This is a genomic window from Brevibacterium sp. K72 (assembly GCF_050562175.1).
Taxonomy (GTDB): Bacteria; Actinomycetota; Actinomycetes; order Actinomycetales; family Brevibacteriaceae; genus Brevibacterium; species Brevibacterium casei.
Window position 1 is genome coordinate 620,941 of the sequence record NZ_CP191582.1, and the last position, 14,023, is coordinate 634,963.

The window sequence follows — 14,023 nt, forward strand, 5'->3', positions numbered from 1 at the left end:
TCGCCCGGGTATCGTCGAAGAGTGCCCCTGACCAATCGCCGCAATCGCGTCATCCGCGTCGTCGTCTGGACGGCGATCTGCTTCGTCATCGGTGCGCTCATCGTCGCCGGCCTCATTGCGGCCAACTGGTCCAACCCGAACGATCCCGACGTCGACGAGGCCAGCCGGAACGTCGAGATCGCCATCCACATCGTTTTCGGGGCGATCTCCGTCGCGTGTCTGCCCGTCGTCCTCTGGCTCGACGGGCGGACCGTTCCGCGCTCGACATTGCGGCCCAAAGTCCTCGCAGCCGAGAAGCTGCGGGACTTCCTGGCGGCGAGCGGACGCGGCGGCGAGAAGTTCCTCGACCGGGATGGTTCGGTTGAATCGCTGCAACGACGCACCGGAGGATGGATTGCCGTCACCCTCGGCCTTATCGGGGTCGCTTTCGGGACGATCGGCGTCCTCGGCATCGCCTCGTCGGGGCTTCTCATGATCACGTTGTGCGCACGGCGCAGCTGGCTGCTCACAATCTCGACACTTCTCGTGTCGATTGCGGCGCTGACGAGCGCCTACGTCATCACGCCTGTCGCACTCGGCGGCTTCCAGCTGCCCGTCTATCTCTTCAACCTCTCATCACTGTCCATCATCGTCGTCATCGGCGTCATCCGCGGGGCGCGAGAGCAGGGCTTCATCGACTCCGCCGCCCAGACCTTGCTGCGTGGACAGGCTCGGCAGGAGCGAGCGATCGCCGAGGTGCGTCGGGGCATCGCCCGCGACATGCACGATTCGCTCTCGCACCACCTCAGCGTCATCGCGATGTACGCCGGCGCTCTGTCCGTGCGCGAAGACCTCGACGCCGACTCCGTGCGCGAGAGTGCGCGCCTCATCGCCGGCAGCGCCCGCCGGTCCGGCGTCGAACTCCGCGAAGTGCTCACGATGCTGCGCGGGGATGACCAGGGCACCGTCGTCGACCCCGACCTCGACCGCCTCGTCCGCACCCGCGCGGACACCGTCACCCTGGACTACCGACCGCCGCTGTCCGCCGCCGCACTGCAGGGACTCGGTGCCCTCGAGCGCACGACGATCTACCGCTTCGTCCAGGAGGCGATCACCAATGCCGTCAAGCACGCCCCCGGGACGCGGGCGACGATCATCGTTGCCGCCGGTGAGACCCCTGAGAGCCTCACCCTCGTCGCACACAACCCGCGGACGACCGCCTCGGCGGGGACCCGACCAGCGCAGCAGCCGTCACCCGTGACCGGATCCGGGCTGGGTCTGCTCGGTCTGCGCGAGAGGATGGAGGCGATGGGCGGGACGCTGACAGTGAGCAACGGCGACGACTTCGTCCTTCGCGCCACGCTCCCGGCCGCGGGGCTTGCGACACAGCAAGCGGCGGAGGCCGCCGCGGTCGAGCCGCCGGATCACGCACCCACCGGACCGACCGGCGAGGAGCGCCCGTGACGATCAGGATCATCATCGCCGACGACGAGTCGCTCATGCGCTCGGGCCTGCGCCTCCTCCTCGGCGCCGCACCGGACATCGACATCGTCGCCGAGGCGGCCAACGGCGAAGAGGCCATCGCCCTGGCCAGGGAGTTCATCCCCGATCTCATCCTCATGGACCTGCGGATGCCCGTCATGGACGGCCTCGAGGCCACGCGCACGCTCCTCGCGCAGGCAACACATCCCGAGGTCCTCGTCCTCACCGCCTTCGGCACCGACGACTTCGTGCTCCGGGCGCTGAGTGCCGGCGCGGCCGGCTACCTCCTCAAGGACACTCCGCCCGACGAACTCATCCACGCCGTCCGAGCGGCCGCCGGCGGCACTCGGGCGCTCTCCCCCGGTGTCATCGACTCCCTGCTCGACCGCTCGGGATCCTCCGCCTCGACGGGAGGCCTTACCTGGGGAGACAGCGGTGAACGGCGTCCGGACCCCCTTGCCGTGCTCACCGCCAGGGAGCGTGAGATCGCCGAGGCGGTCGCCCAGGGGATGACGAATGCGCAGGTGGCCAGGTCGCTCTTCGTCTCCACGGCGACGGTGAAGACGCATCTGGCCCGCATCTTCGACAAGCTCGAGGTGAGCACCCGGGTGCAGCTCGCCCTCCTCGTCAACGAATCACGCTGACCGGGCGCAGATGCGCCGAGGCCGCCCCACGGTGCGTGGGACGGCCTCGCGCTGCTCGGTGCCGTGAGTCGGCTCAGCTCACTTCGGAGCCATGCGGATCGCGCCGTCGAGGCGGATCGTCTCCCCGTTGAGCATGGGATTCTCCACGATCGACTCGACGAGCTGTGCGTACTCGGCGGGCCTGCCCAGCCGGGCGGGATGGGGCACGGACTTGCCGAGGGATTCCTGCGCCTCGGCGGGCAGGCCTGCCATCATCGGGGTCTCGAAGATGCCCGGGGCGATCGTCACCACGCGGATGAGGGAGGCGGCGAGCTCACGGGCCATGGGGAGGGTGACCGCTGCGACGGCTCCCTTCGACGCGGAGTAGGCGATCTGGCCGATCTGCCCATCGAAGGCCGCGACCGAGGCGGTGTTGACGATGACGCCGCGCTCCTCGCCGACGGGCTCCTCCTGCTGCATTGCGGCGGCGGCGAGGCGGCAGACGTTGATGGTGCCGACGACGTTGATGGCCATGACCTTGGAGAACGCCTCGAGGGGCAGCGGGCCCTTCTTCGACACGAGCTTGCCCGGGGTCGCGACGCCCGCGCAGTTGACGACGACGCGCAGCGATCCGAGTCCGGTCGCCGTGTCGACGGCCGCCTGGACCTGCGCATCATCGGTGACGTCGGCTGCGACGAAGTGGGCACGGTCGCCGAGTTCGTTCGCGACCTGCTCCCCCACCTCGGCGTTGAGGTCGACCATGACGACCTGGGCACCGGCGGCGAGCAGGCGTTCGGTGGTGGCGCGGCCGAGCCCGGAGGCTCCGCCGGTGACGAGGGCGACGGTGTCGGTGAGTTCCATGGGTGTCCTTCGCTGCGGGGGGGGGCGGCGCCCAGGCGAAATCGCACCTGAGCGATCGTTCACTGGCTCGACTGTATCCCAGCGGTGTCGCCCAGGTCACGGTGGGGTGGGCGCATGGGCCCCGGCCAGGCCGGGAGGACGGCGCAGCCCGCCTGCCGGGAGGGCAGACGGGCTGCGGGTCGTGGTCGACGACCGCCGTCACGCTGACGGAACGCGGCGCTCGACCGTGGTCGGCCGCCTCGGCGAGGGTGCCGATCGATCTCAGACGGTGAGCGACTGGCGTGCCTCGCGCACGCCCTTGAGGGCACCGCCCCACGCGACGAGGTCGTCGACCATCGAGGCGAACGGCGCCGCGGAGACCTCGGTCGGGGCGAAGGTGCCGTCGGCGACGTCGGTGAAGATGCTGAAGGAGGCCTGGTCGCGGACGACGGCGACCTTGTAGTTCGCGAGGATGTGGCGCAGGTGCTCGGCGGCGCGCACACCCTTGTCGGCGCCGTAGTTGACGATGCCGGCGACCTTGTGGTTGAACTCGGTGGCGACGAAGTCGAGGGCGTTCTTCATGGAACCGGAGATCGAGTGGTTGTACTCGGGAGTGACGAAGATGAAGGCGTCGAACTCGTCGAGCTTCGCACCCCAGGCCTTGGTGTGGGCGTTCTCGTAGCGCTTCGCACCGGCCGGGATGACCTCATCGAGGAGCGGGAGGTCGAAGGCGCCGAAGTCGACGACCTCGGCGGTCACGTCGTCGCGACCGGCGAGCTGGTCGCTGACCCACTGGACGACCTGCGGGTTGAGGGCTCCGGGACGGGTGGTTCCGGGGATGATGGCGATTGTGAGCATGGACGTCCTTCGCTGTCGGGTCGGTGGTGCGCGGCTGAGCCGAACCGACCGGGTGGAGGGCCGATGGTCGGCCCCAGATCGATCGGTGTGCCGCACTCGGGCGGCACATCCATGCCCAACGTCGTTGAAATTTGCATCATTCCGCGACCAGGGGGTGAGCCTCGTCACTGCGCAGTTGGTGACGGGGTGCGGGTAAGGCGGAGTGCGGTTGGGTGCGGGGTGGAGTTGGGGGCAGGGTGCGGCCGCGAGCGGGTTGCGCCCGATGCCGCGGATTGCCCGGGGACTACCGCGGCAGGCGGGTCGATCTGCGGTATTGTCGAGGGGCACATGAAAGATTGTTCGATCGTCGATGATTGAGGAGCGAGGTCCCGTGAGAGCAACGAACGGCCGCAACAACATCCTCCGCTCGGCTCGCGACACGTTCGCCACGAAGGGCTTCGACGGAGCATCGATCCGCGACATCGCGCAGGCGGCGGGGCTGAGTCTCTCCGCCCTCTACTACTACTTCCCGTCCAAGCAGGAAGCCCTGTACGAGCTCGTCCACACCGCCTACACGTGGTACATCGACCACTCGCGGGCTGTCGTCGCCGAGGTGGGCGACGACCCCGTCGACCAGCTCGCCGTCTCGGTCCGCTACCTCTCCCGCTACCGGATGGCCAACGTCTCCGTCTCCACCGTGCTTCTGCGCGACACCGAGCGCCTCGACGGCGAGAACGCCGCCCGGATCAAGACCCTGCAGCGCGAGGCGCGGGCGGTGCTCGGTGACATCATCGAGGCGGGCATCGCCTCAGGCCAGTTCCGCGTCAGCCACGCCCAGCTCGCGACCCGGGCGATCCTCTCGATCTGCAATTCGCTCTCGATCTGGTTCCGCCCCGGCGGCGGCCTCGAATCCGACCAGATCGAACGCGAGTTCACGCTCTACGCGATGCGCATCGTCGGCATCGACGCCGATGAGGCCGAACTCGACCGCCTCCTCGCCCTGCCCGTCAACGAGGCGGGCATGCTCGACTTCATCGCCGAGAGCAAGTAGCGGCAGGCAGCAACCCTCCGGTTCGCGCGTTTCCACCGCGGCACCCCTCCGGGCGCTGGGCAACCCGCGCAGGGTCCCCCAGCACCCAGAGGGTTGCCAGACGCCTACGCCCCCGCCGCGGCCCGCAGCCGCCGGGCCGCCTCCCGCCGCTGCGCCTGCTCGACCGGGTCGGGCACCGGCAGGGAGGCGATGAGCCGCTTCGTGTAGTCGTTGCTCGGCGACCCGAGCACCTGCTCGCCCGTGCCCTCCTCGAGCAGCCGGCCATGGTAGAGCACGCCGATGCGATCCGAGAGCATGTCGACGACCGCGAGGTCGTGGCTGATGAACAGTGCCGCGAAGTCGAAGCGGTTCTGCAGCTCGACGAAGAGCTCGAGCACCTTCGCCTGCACGGACACGTCGAGGGCCGAGGTCGGCTCGTCGGCGATGAGCAGCTCGGGATCGAGCGCGAGACCGCGCGCGAGCGAGGCCCGCTGCCGCTGACCGCCCGAGAGCTCGTGCGGGTAGCGCCCGGCATAGTCCGCCGGCAGCTGCACCGAATCGAGGAGTTCGAGCACCCTGGCCCCGCGATCGCGCACGCTCAACTCCGGCCGGTGGATCGCGAACGGCTCCGCGATGCACTCCCCGATCGTCAGATGCGGGTTGAACGAGGCCGCCGGGTCCTGGAAGACGAACCCGATGCGCTTGCGGATCGACCGGAACGACCGCTCCCTGAACCCGACCATCTCATGCCCGAGCACCGAAAGGCTGCCTCCGCTCGCCCTGGTCAGACCCGCGATCGCGCGCCCGATCGTCGTCTTGCCCGACCCCGATTCGCCGACGAGCCCGTAGACCTCGCCCGCGCGGATCTCGAAGCTCACCGACTTCACCGCGTGGAAGTCCGGCCGTCCCAGCCCACCCGGATAGACGATGTCGAGTCCGTTTGCGACGACGACGGAATCCCCCGCCGAGGCGGCCGTCCGTTCCCGCTTCCTCGCCGAGGCGGTTGTGCCGAAGCTCCCCTCCTCTGCCGCAGGTCCCGGTTCCCGGTCAACCACGGCGTCCCGGTCGTCCGCCGCGTCCCGGCCGTCTCCTGCGTCCCGGTCGGCCGCGGCGGCCTTGCGGCTGCCGACGACGGTCGAGCCGAGCTTCGGCACGGCCGCGAGCAGGTCGCGGGTGTACTGCTCCTTGGGGTCGCTGAAGAGCGTCTTCACGGGCGAGACCTCGATGAGGTCGCCGCGGTACATCACGGCCACGCGGTCGGCGAGGTCGGCGACGACGCCCATGTTGTGGGTGATGAGGACGATCGCTGTGCCCGTCTCATCGCGCAGCTCGCGGAGCAGGTCGAGGATCTCGGCCTGGACCGTGACGTCGAGAGCCGTGGTCGGCTCGTCGGCGACGATGAGCTTGGCACCGAGGGCGAGCGCCATCGCGATGACGATGCGCTGCTTCTGTCCGCCTGAGAACTGGTGCGGATAGTAGTCGAAGCGGTGCTCGGCGTCGGGGATGCCCACCTGCTCCATCGCTGCGACGACCTTCGCCTTGAGCTCGGCCCGGCTCGCCTTTCGGTGGTGGGCGCGCAGTCCCTCGGCGATCTGCCATCCGACCGTGAAGACGGGGTTGAGTGCCGTCGACGGCTCCTGGAAGACCATCGCGACATCGGACCCGCGCATCTCTCGCAGCTCCTCGGCGCTGACGGCGAGCACATCGCTGCCCGAGAGCACGACGGCCCCAGACCGCTGCGCCGTCTCCGGAAGGAGGCCGAGGATGGACCGTGCGGTGACCGTCTTGCCTGAACCGGACTCTCCGACGATCGCGAGCACTTCGCCCGGGCTCACGGCCAGGGACACGTCCTTGACCGCATGGACGTCGCCGGCGTCGGTGGAGAAGGTGACGTCGAGGTGATCGACGTCGAGGATGGGCTGTCCGCCGTCGACGGTGCGGGCGCTTCCGGGCGTCTCGATCGCGCCGTCAGCGCCGTCGAGGGTCTTCATCATCCTGTCGTTGCCGCTCATGCGCGGGCCTCCGCCTTCCAGTCGCGGGCGCCGGCGGCACCGGCCTTCGTCTTCGCCTTCCTGCGCACGCGCAGACGCGGATCGTTGAGGTCGTTCATCGACTCCCCGACGAGCGTGATCCCGAGGACGGTGAGCACGATCGCCAGACCTGGGAACACCGAGGTCCACCACACACCGCTGGTGACGTCCGGCAGGGCCTTGTTGAGGTCGTATCCCCATTCCGCCGCCGAGGTGGGTTCGATGCCGAATCCGAGGAACCCGAGCCCAGCGAGGGTGAGGATCGCCTCGGACGAGTTGAGTGTGAAGATGAGCGGCAGCGTCCGCGTCGCATTCCGGAAGATGTGCTTGCCGATGATCCGCGTCTTCGACGCGCCGAGGACGATCGCCGATTCGACGAACGGTTCGGCCTTGAGTCGCAGGGTCTCCGCGCGGACGACGCGGAAGTACTGCGGGATGAAGACGACGGTGATCGACAGCGCCGCCGCAGCGATGCCGCCCCACGCGCTCGACTGCCCGCCGGAGATCGCGATCGCCATGACGAGGGCGAGCAGCAGGGTCGGGAATGCGTAGACGGCGTCGGCGATGACGACGAGGATCCGGTCGAGCCACCCGCCGAGGTACCCGGAGATCAGCCCCAGGATGACCCCGGCGAAGAGCGAGGCGGCGACGGCGACGACAATGACGGCGACCGCGGTCTGGGCACCCCAGACGACCCGGGAGAAGACATCGTAGCCGCCGACGGTCGTGCCCCAGATGTGCTCAGGACTCGGCGGCTGGGTGGCCCCGAAGTTCCCTTCCGCAGTGCCGAGCTGGTTGAAGCCGTAGGGGGCGATGAGAGGCGCGAAGATCGCGCAGATGAGGACGATCCCGCAGAGCACGAGACCGGTGATGAGCATGCCCCGCTGCAGTCCGACGGACTGCCGCAGGTGGGAGACGATGGGCAGACGGGTCCACCACGACTTCTTCGCCTTCTCGTCGAGGACGACGGCAGGGACACCGGAACCGGGGGCCGCCTCGGCGAACTTCTCTGTGTTCTCAGACATCAGTACCTCACTCGGGGGTCGATGAAGGCGGCGATGACGTCGACGATGAAGTTCGTGAACGCCACGATGACGGCGAGCATGACGACGATGCCCTGGACGGCGACGAAGTCGCGGGCCGTGAGGTACTCGGCGAGCTTGAAGCCGATGCCCTTCCATTCGAACGTCGTCTCGGTGAGCACGGCGCCGGCGAGCATGAGCGCGATCTGCATGCCCATGACCGTGACGATCGGGATGAGCGCGGGCCGGTAGGCGTGCTTGGTGACCAGGCGGAACTCGGAGATGCCGCGGGAGCGTCCGGAGTCGATGTACTGCTGGCCGAGGGTGCCGATGAGGTTCGTGCGCACGAGCCGGAGGAAGACGCCGGCGGTGAGGATGCCGAGCGCGAGCGCGGGCAGCACAGCGTGGGCGAGGACGTCGCCGAGGACCTCGAAGTTGCCGATCCGCAGCGCATCGATGATGTAGAAGCCGGTCGGTCCGACGACTCCGGACATGATGTACTCGGTCTCCGTCGTGCCGCGACCGGCCACCGGCAGGATCGGGAAGTAGACGCCGAAGATGAGCTTGAGGATCATGCCGGCGAAGAACACGGGGGTGGCGTAACCGAGGATCGCGAGGATGCGCAGCGCGGCGTCGGGGGCCTTGTCCCGCTTGTAGGCGGCGAGCATGCCGAGTGGAATGCCGATGATGAAGGCGACGATGAGCGCGTAGAAGACGAGTTCGACGGTGGCCGCACCGTAGGTGAGGAGGATCTCGGTGACCGGGCGGCCGTCGGAGATCGTCGTCCCGAAATCCCCGCGGAGCAGGTTGCCCATGTACTCGAAGTACTGGACGAGAATGGGGCGGTCGTAGCCGGCGGCGGCGACGCGTTCGGCCAGCTGGTCCTGGGTGAGGCGGCCGCCGAGGGCCGCGGTGATCGGATCACCGGTGATCCGCATGAGGAAGAACACCAGGGTGGTGAGGATGAAGATCGTCGGAATGATGAGGAGGAAGCGGATGAGGACGTAGCGTCCCAGTCCGGTCCCGGAGGACTTCTTCACCGCTGCGGTCGGTTCGGCCGCCTCGGGTTGGCTGATGGCTGCAGACATGGTTCCTTTGGGATTCGTCTTTCGGTGCGGACGCGCCACGAGGTGCAGGTGGGTCACACCTGCACCTCGGGGACGGTCAGCCGGCTGATCGTCGCTGCTCGGTCCCGTGCCGCCTGCCGGCGGCCACGGGTCGGAGCGTCGGAGTGCTCACTTGCTCAGCAGAGCCAAGCGGAACTGGAAGGCGGGATCGAGGGTGTCCTCGACGCCCTTCACGTCCTTGCCGGAGACAGCGATCTGGTTGCCCTGGAGCAACGGCAGCGTCGGCAGCTCCTCGGCGAGCTGGTTCTGGATGTCCTCGATCGCCTTGGCGCGTTCGCCCTTGTCGGCGATCGACGCCTGATCGGTGAGCTCCTTGTTGATCTCCTCGTTGCGGTAGTGGTTGGCGAGGAAGCTCGGGGTCTCATCCGTGTCGTAGAAGAACGGCACGAGGTAGTTGTCGGCATCCGAGTAGTCGGGGAACCACCCGAGCTGGTACATCGGATAGACGTCGGCCGTGCGGTCCTCTGAGTACTGGACCCATTCCGTCGACTGGAGGTTGACCTTGAACAGGCCGGTCTTGTCGAGCTGATCCTTGATCAGGGCGTACTCGTCGCCCGAGGAGGGACCGTAGTGGTCGGGGTTGTACTGGAGGTTGAGTTCGACCGGGGTTGTCACGCCGGCGTCCTCGAGCGTCTTCTTCGCCTTCTCGACGTCCGCGCCGCCCTTGCCGTCGCCGTAGGCGGACTTGAGCGATTCGTTCGCGCCCGGCAGTCCTTCGGGGACGTAGGAGTAGAGCGGGGTGTAGGTGTCCTTGTAGACCTGGCTGGCCACGGCCTGACGGTCGATCGAGTCGGCCATCGCCTGGCGCACGGCCAGCGCCTTCTTCTCGTCGGTGTCGTCGGTCTTCTTACCGAAGGGCATCGTGTCCATGTTGTAGACGATGTAGCGGATCTCGCCGCCGGGTCCCTTGTGGACGGTGAGGTCGTCGTTCTTGCCGAGATCCTCGATGTCGGTGGCAGACAGCGAGCGCCACGCGACGTCGATCGTGCCCTTCTCGACGTCGAGCTTCATGTTGTTCGCGTCCGAGTAGTACTTCATCTGCACGGTGTCGGTCTTCGCCGGCTCGAGGTAGCCCTGATAGTCCGGGTACGCCTTGTACGTGATGAGCTCGTTGAACTTGAAGCCGTCGATGACGTAAGGGCCTGAGAAGGCCTTGCCGTCGACGATCTCCTGGTCAGGGGTGAGCTCGGTGGGCGAGAAGACGTCCTCGTCGACGATCGGTCCCGCCGCCGAGGCGAGGACGCCCGGCCAGGTCTGGTCGTTGTCGCGCTTGAGGTTGAAGACGACGGTCTTGTCGTCGGGGGTCTCGACCGATTCGAGTCCGCCGAGGAGGGACGACGGTCCGTTGGGGTCCTGGATCTTGATCTGCCGGTCGAAGGAGAACTTCACATCCGAGGAGGTGAGTTCGTTGCCGTTGGCGAACTTGAGGCCGTCCTTGAGCTTGACCTCGTACTTCTTCGGATCCGTGAAGTCCGCCGACTCCGCGATCGACGGGTTGAGCTCGGCGGTGCCGGGCTTGTAGGCGAGGAGGAACGGGTAGACCTGCTGCTCGACGAGAGAGGTGCCGTTGTCATACGCTCCGGCCGGGTCGAGGACGGTGACCTTGTCCGTCGTGCCCACCGTGAGGACGCCGCCGTCCTCGCCGCCGCCTCCACCGCCGGTGGTCGAGGTCGAGCATGCCGAGAGAAGCAGGGCGCCGGCCGCAGCGATGGCAGCGACCTTGATGCCGGTTCGACGTTTCATTGTGATCCTGTTCTGTCACATGTGCTCTCCGTGTCGTCTTTGCTCGGAGAGATCCGCGTCACATCATACGGATTCCGTCCCAGATAGTGAACCAACGGCCTCGCGGAGAGGGATACTGAGACCGTTTCGCAACCAAGAGTTTCCCGGATTGTCGGGCCTCACCGGCCAATTTGCGTCCCAGCTCACAATGGGCTTCACTTATGAGGTGGCTCACAGCGAAGCCACAACCTTCTTTCGAAGTGAGCGCTTCGAGTCGGGAGCCCGACTCGCGCAGCCAGCACCAACGCACGCATCAACGATTGGAAGAACGTGTCCGCAGTCGTCGAATGGATCAACGGGATCATCTGGTCCTCGTGGCTTGTCTACCTCTGCCTCGGCGCAGGCGTGTACTTCACGATCCGCTCCCGCGCCGTCCAGATCCGCAAGGTCAAGACCATCTTCACCCAGATGTTCCGCGGCAAGAGCTCCGAGGACGGCGTCTCCTCGTTCCAGGCTCTCTCGATGTCGCTGGCCGGACGCGTCGGCGTCGGCAACATCGCCGGTGTGGCGACCGCGATCGGCTTCGGCGGACCCGGTGCCGTCGTGTGGATGTGGATCTCCGCCCTCCTCGGCGCTTCGACCTCCTACGTCGAGTCGACCCTGGGCCAGACCTACAAGGAGAAGGACCCGAAGACCGGTGAGTACCGCGGCGGTCCCGCCTTCTACCTCGAGAAGGCCTACGAGCTGACGCGCTTCGGCAAGTTCTTCAAGGTCTACGGCTTCGTCTTCGCCGCCGTCACCGTCCTCGCGATGTCCTTCCTCCTTCCGGGCGTCCAGTCGCGCGCCATCGGCGGCGCCGTGACCAACGCGTGGAACCTGCCGACCTGGGTCACGGCGCTTGCCCTCGTCGTCATCATGGCCTTCATCGTCATCGGCGGCGTCAAGCGCATCGCGCACTTCGCGTCGCTGGCCGTGCCGTTCATGGCCGTCATCTACATCCTCGCGGCCATCGCGGTGACCTTCATCAACGCCGACCAGATCGTGCCGGTCCTCCAGCTCATCTTCACCTCCGCCTTGGGCATCGACTCGGCTCCCGATGCGGCCTTCGGCGGCATCATCGGCCTCGCCGTCCAGTGGGGCGTCCAGCGCGGCATCTACTCGAACGAGGCCGGTCAGGGCACCGGTCCCCACGCCGCTGCCGCCGCCGAGGTGTCGCACCCGACCAAGCAGGGCCTCGTCCAGGCCGGCTCGGTCTACATCGACACGCTCTTCGTCTGCTCGGCCACGGCCTTCATGATCCTCTCGACCGGCATGTACCGGGTGCTCAGCCCCGAGGGCGAGATCATCGGCTCCGGTCGCGGGCAGCTCGTCGAAGCCCTCGAGACCACCCCGGGCGAGGGCTGGCCGCAGTCGGGTCTCGACACGATGCTTCCGGGCATCGGGGCGAGCTTCATCGCGGTCTCGATCTTCCTCTTCGCGCTCACGACGATCGTCGCGTACTACTACATGGCGGAGACGAACCTCGTCTACCTGCTCGGCAAGCTGAAGAACCCGGTCTTCCTCACGATCGGCACCCGCGCTCTGCAGGTGCTCATCCTCATCGCCGTCGCCATCGGCGTGATGAACGACAACCCCAGCGATGCGTGGGCGCTCGGCGACATCGGCGTCGGCGCCATGGCATGGCTGAACATCGTCGGCATCCTCATCCTCCAGCAGCCGGCGTTCAAACTGCTGCGCGACTTCGAGCGTCAGCAGAAGCTCGGACTCGATCCCGAGTTCGACCCCCAGGCCGTCGGCATCAAGAATGCGACGTTCTGGGAGGAGCGCTGGGCGAAGATGAAGGCCGGCGAGCACGTGCCGCAGGGCTGATGCACACCGTGCCGGGCGGTCGAGGCGACGATCCTCGGCCGCCCGGCACGGGCTGACGTGCCCCACAGAGCCAGCGAGGTCCGGGACAACGGCGTCCCGGACCTCGCGTCGTCTCCGCGGGCGTGGGTGTCACCCTGGTCGCACCACGCGGACGCAGCCGGTCACGCGAGCTCCGGTGGGCGACGTCCGGGCTGTGAGGCGAGTTGAGGACGCGCAGTGTCGATCTGCGAGGCAGGAATTGACACTGCGCGTCCTCGCCTCGACAGCCACCGAACTCCCGCGGGCACATCGCCGCGACCACCCGCGCGAGAGCGTCCGAACGCCGACGGGCCCCGCACTGCTCATCTGCAGTGCGGGGCCCGTCCGAGTGTCCGATCACACCGGCGCAGCCTGGAGCTCACACGGTGACCACCAGGAGCGGAGTGCTCACTTCACGCTCGTGCCCGCCGAACCGAGGTTCTCGCAGGCCTCGACGACGCGTGCGGCCATGCCCGCCTCGGCGGCCTTGCCGTAGGAGCGCGGGTCGTACTCCTTCTTGTTGCCGACCTCGCCGTCGACCTTGAGCACGCCGTCGTAGTGACGGAACATGTGGTCGGCGACGGGGCGGGTGAACGCGTACTGGGTGTCGGTGTCGACATTCATCTTCACGACGCCGTGGCGGACCGCCTCGGCGATCTCCTCGGCGCTCGATCCCGAACCGCCGTGGAAGACGAGGTCGAAGGGCTTGTCCTTGCCGACCTCCTTGCCGACGGCGGCCTGGATCTCGCCGAGCAGCTCGGGACGGAGCTTGACGTTGCCGGGCTTGTAGACGCCGTGGACGTTGCCGAAGGTCAGCGCCGTGAGGTAGCGGCCCTTCTCCCCGGTGCCGAGCGCACGGACGGTCGCGAGTCCGTCCTCGACGGTCGTGTAGAGCTGCTCGTTGATCTCGTTCTCGACGCCGTCCTCCTCGCCGCCGACGACGCCGACCTCGATCTCGAGGATCGCGTGCGCGGCGGCTGCGAGCTCGAGGAGCTCCTCGGCGAGGACGAGGTTCTCATCGAGCGGCACGGCCGAACCGTCCCACATGTGCGACTGGAAGTAGGGTTCGCCACCGGACTTCACGCGCTCGGTCGAGGCGGCGAGGAGCGGCTTGACCCACGCTTCGACGGCGTCCTTGGGGGCGTGGTCGGTGTGGAGGGCGATGTTGACGTCGTAACTCTTGGCCACCTCGGTGGCGAAGGCGGAGAACGCGATCGCCCCGCGCACCCGGTCCTTGATCGTCGGGCCGGAGATGTACTCGGCGCCACCCGTCGAGAGCTGGACGATGCCGTCCGACCCCGCCTCGGCGAATCCGCGGATCGCGGCGTTGATCGTCTGCGAGGACGTGCAGTTGATCGCCGGGTAGGCGAAGCCCTGGGACTTCGCCCGGTCGATCATCTCGGCATACACGTCAGGGCTGGCAATGGGCATCTGGGCTCCTTGG

Annotated in this window: 11 protein-coding genes; 4 read left to right on the forward strand and 7 right to left on the reverse strand. The window is 67.7% G+C overall.

Annotation, left to right across the window (positions count from 1 at the left end; translation table 11 throughout):
- The first annotated feature begins 21 nt into the window (after positions 1-21).
- Positions 22-1,443, forward strand: coding sequence for a sensor histidine kinase (locus ACQ1RG_RS02765; RefSeq protein WP_193338466.1), 1,422 nt, complete (start codon positions 22-24; stop codon positions 1,441-1,443).
- Complete coding sequence (locus ACQ1RG_RS02770; protein ID WP_197932109.1) at positions 1,440-2,105, forward strand: response regulator; 666 nt, start codon at positions 1,440-1,442, stop codon at positions 2,103-2,105. Before ACQ1RG_RS02765 ends, ACQ1RG_RS02770 begins: the two co-directional genes overlap by 4 nt.
- 78 nt (positions 2,106-2,183) lie before the next feature.
- Here ACQ1RG_RS02770 and ACQ1RG_RS02775 read toward each other — a convergent pair whose 3' ends face one another.
- Positions 2,184-2,945: a 3-hydroxyacyl-CoA dehydrogenase gene (locus ACQ1RG_RS02775; protein ID WP_009378827.1), complete on the reverse strand. Its 762-nt coding sequence runs from the start codon at positions 2,943-2,945 to the stop codon at positions 2,184-2,186.
- Positions 2,946-3,206: 261 nt separating this feature from the next.
- The gene (locus ACQ1RG_RS02780) at positions 3,207-3,782 is read right to left on the reverse strand and encodes an NADPH-dependent FMN reductase (RefSeq protein WP_009378825.1); all 576 of its coding nucleotides are present in this window, start codon (positions 3,780-3,782) and stop codon (positions 3,207-3,209) included.
- Positions 3,783-4,152: 370 nt separating this feature from the next.
- Between ACQ1RG_RS02780 and ACQ1RG_RS02785 the strand changes: the two genes are divergently transcribed.
- On the forward strand, positions 4,153-4,812 hold the full coding sequence (locus ACQ1RG_RS02785; protein WP_009378823.1) for a TetR/AcrR family transcriptional regulator: 660 nt from the start codon (positions 4,153-4,155) through the stop codon (positions 4,810-4,812).
- Positions 4,813-4,916: 104 nt separating this feature from the next.
- On the opposite strand, the gene ACQ1RG_RS02790 is transcribed toward ACQ1RG_RS02785, so the two are convergent.
- The 4 genes from ACQ1RG_RS02790 to ACQ1RG_RS02805 form a co-directional block, all read right to left on the reverse strand.
- Entirely contained in the window at positions 4,917-6,803 is a 1,887-nt protein-coding gene (locus ACQ1RG_RS02790) for a dipeptide ABC transporter ATP-binding protein (RefSeq protein WP_259863007.1), read from the reverse strand.
- Positions 6,800-7,846, reverse strand: coding sequence for an ABC transporter permease (locus ACQ1RG_RS02795; protein WP_223289893.1), 1,047 nt, complete (start codon positions 7,844-7,846; stop codon positions 6,800-6,802). The genes ACQ1RG_RS02790 and ACQ1RG_RS02795 overlap by 4 nt, the downstream gene beginning before the upstream one ends.
- Entirely contained in the window at positions 7,846-8,931 is a 1,086-nt protein-coding gene (locus ACQ1RG_RS02800; RefSeq protein WP_009378817.1) for an ABC transporter permease, read from the reverse strand. Before ACQ1RG_RS02800 ends, ACQ1RG_RS02795 begins: the two co-directional genes overlap by 1 nt.
- A gap of 147 nt (positions 8,932-9,078) precedes the next feature.
- A complete protein-coding gene (locus ACQ1RG_RS02805; protein ID WP_063249646.1) occupies positions 9,079-10,713 on the reverse strand; it encodes an ABC transporter substrate-binding protein in 1,635 nt (544 codons plus the stop codon).
- A 309-nt stretch (positions 10,714-11,022) separates the two neighbouring features.
- Between ACQ1RG_RS02805 and ACQ1RG_RS02810 the strand changes: the two genes are divergently transcribed.
- Positions 11,023-12,561, forward strand: coding sequence for an alanine/glycine:cation symporter family protein (locus ACQ1RG_RS02810; RefSeq protein ID WP_063249644.1), 1,539 nt, complete (start codon positions 11,023-11,025; stop codon positions 12,559-12,561).
- A gap of 426 nt (positions 12,562-12,987) precedes the next feature.
- Here the strand turns inward: ACQ1RG_RS02810 and fbaA are convergent, their stop codons facing one another.
- The gene (gene fbaA / locus ACQ1RG_RS02815; protein ID WP_009378811.1) at positions 12,988-14,010 is read right to left on the reverse strand and encodes a class II fructose-bisphosphate aldolase; all 1,023 of its coding nucleotides are present in this window, start codon (positions 14,008-14,010) and stop codon (positions 12,988-12,990) included.
- Between the last annotated feature and the right edge of the window lie 13 nt (positions 14,011-14,023).

Bases quoted from the DNA above. Each gene is read 5' to 3' on its own strand.
- ACQ1RG_RS02775 (WP_009378827.1), bottom strand. From the start codon at position 2,945: ATGGAACTCACCGACACCGTCGCCCTCGTCACCGGCGGAGCCTCCGGG.
- ACQ1RG_RS02780 (WP_009378825.1), bottom strand. From the start codon at position 3,782: ATGCTCACAATCGCCATCATCCCCGGAACCACCCGTCCCGGAGCCCTC.
- ACQ1RG_RS02790 (WP_259863007.1), bottom strand. From the start codon at position 6,803: ATGAGCGGCAACGACAGGATGATGAAGACCCTCGACGGCGCTGACGGC.
- ACQ1RG_RS02795 (WP_223289893.1), bottom strand. From the start codon at position 7,846: ATGTCTGAGAACACAGAGAAGTTCGCCGAGGCGGCCCCCGGTTCCGGT.
- ACQ1RG_RS02800 (WP_009378817.1), bottom strand. From the start codon at position 8,931: ATGTCTGCAGCCATCAGCCAACCCGAGGCGGCCGAACCGACCGCAGCG.
- ACQ1RG_RS02805 (WP_063249646.1), bottom strand. From the start codon at position 10,713: ATGAAACGTCGAACCGGCATCAAGGTCGCTGCCATCGCTGCGGCCGGC.
- fbaA (WP_009378811.1), bottom strand. From the start codon at position 14,010: ATGCCCATTGCCAGCCCTGACGTGTATGCCGAGATGATCGACCGGGCG.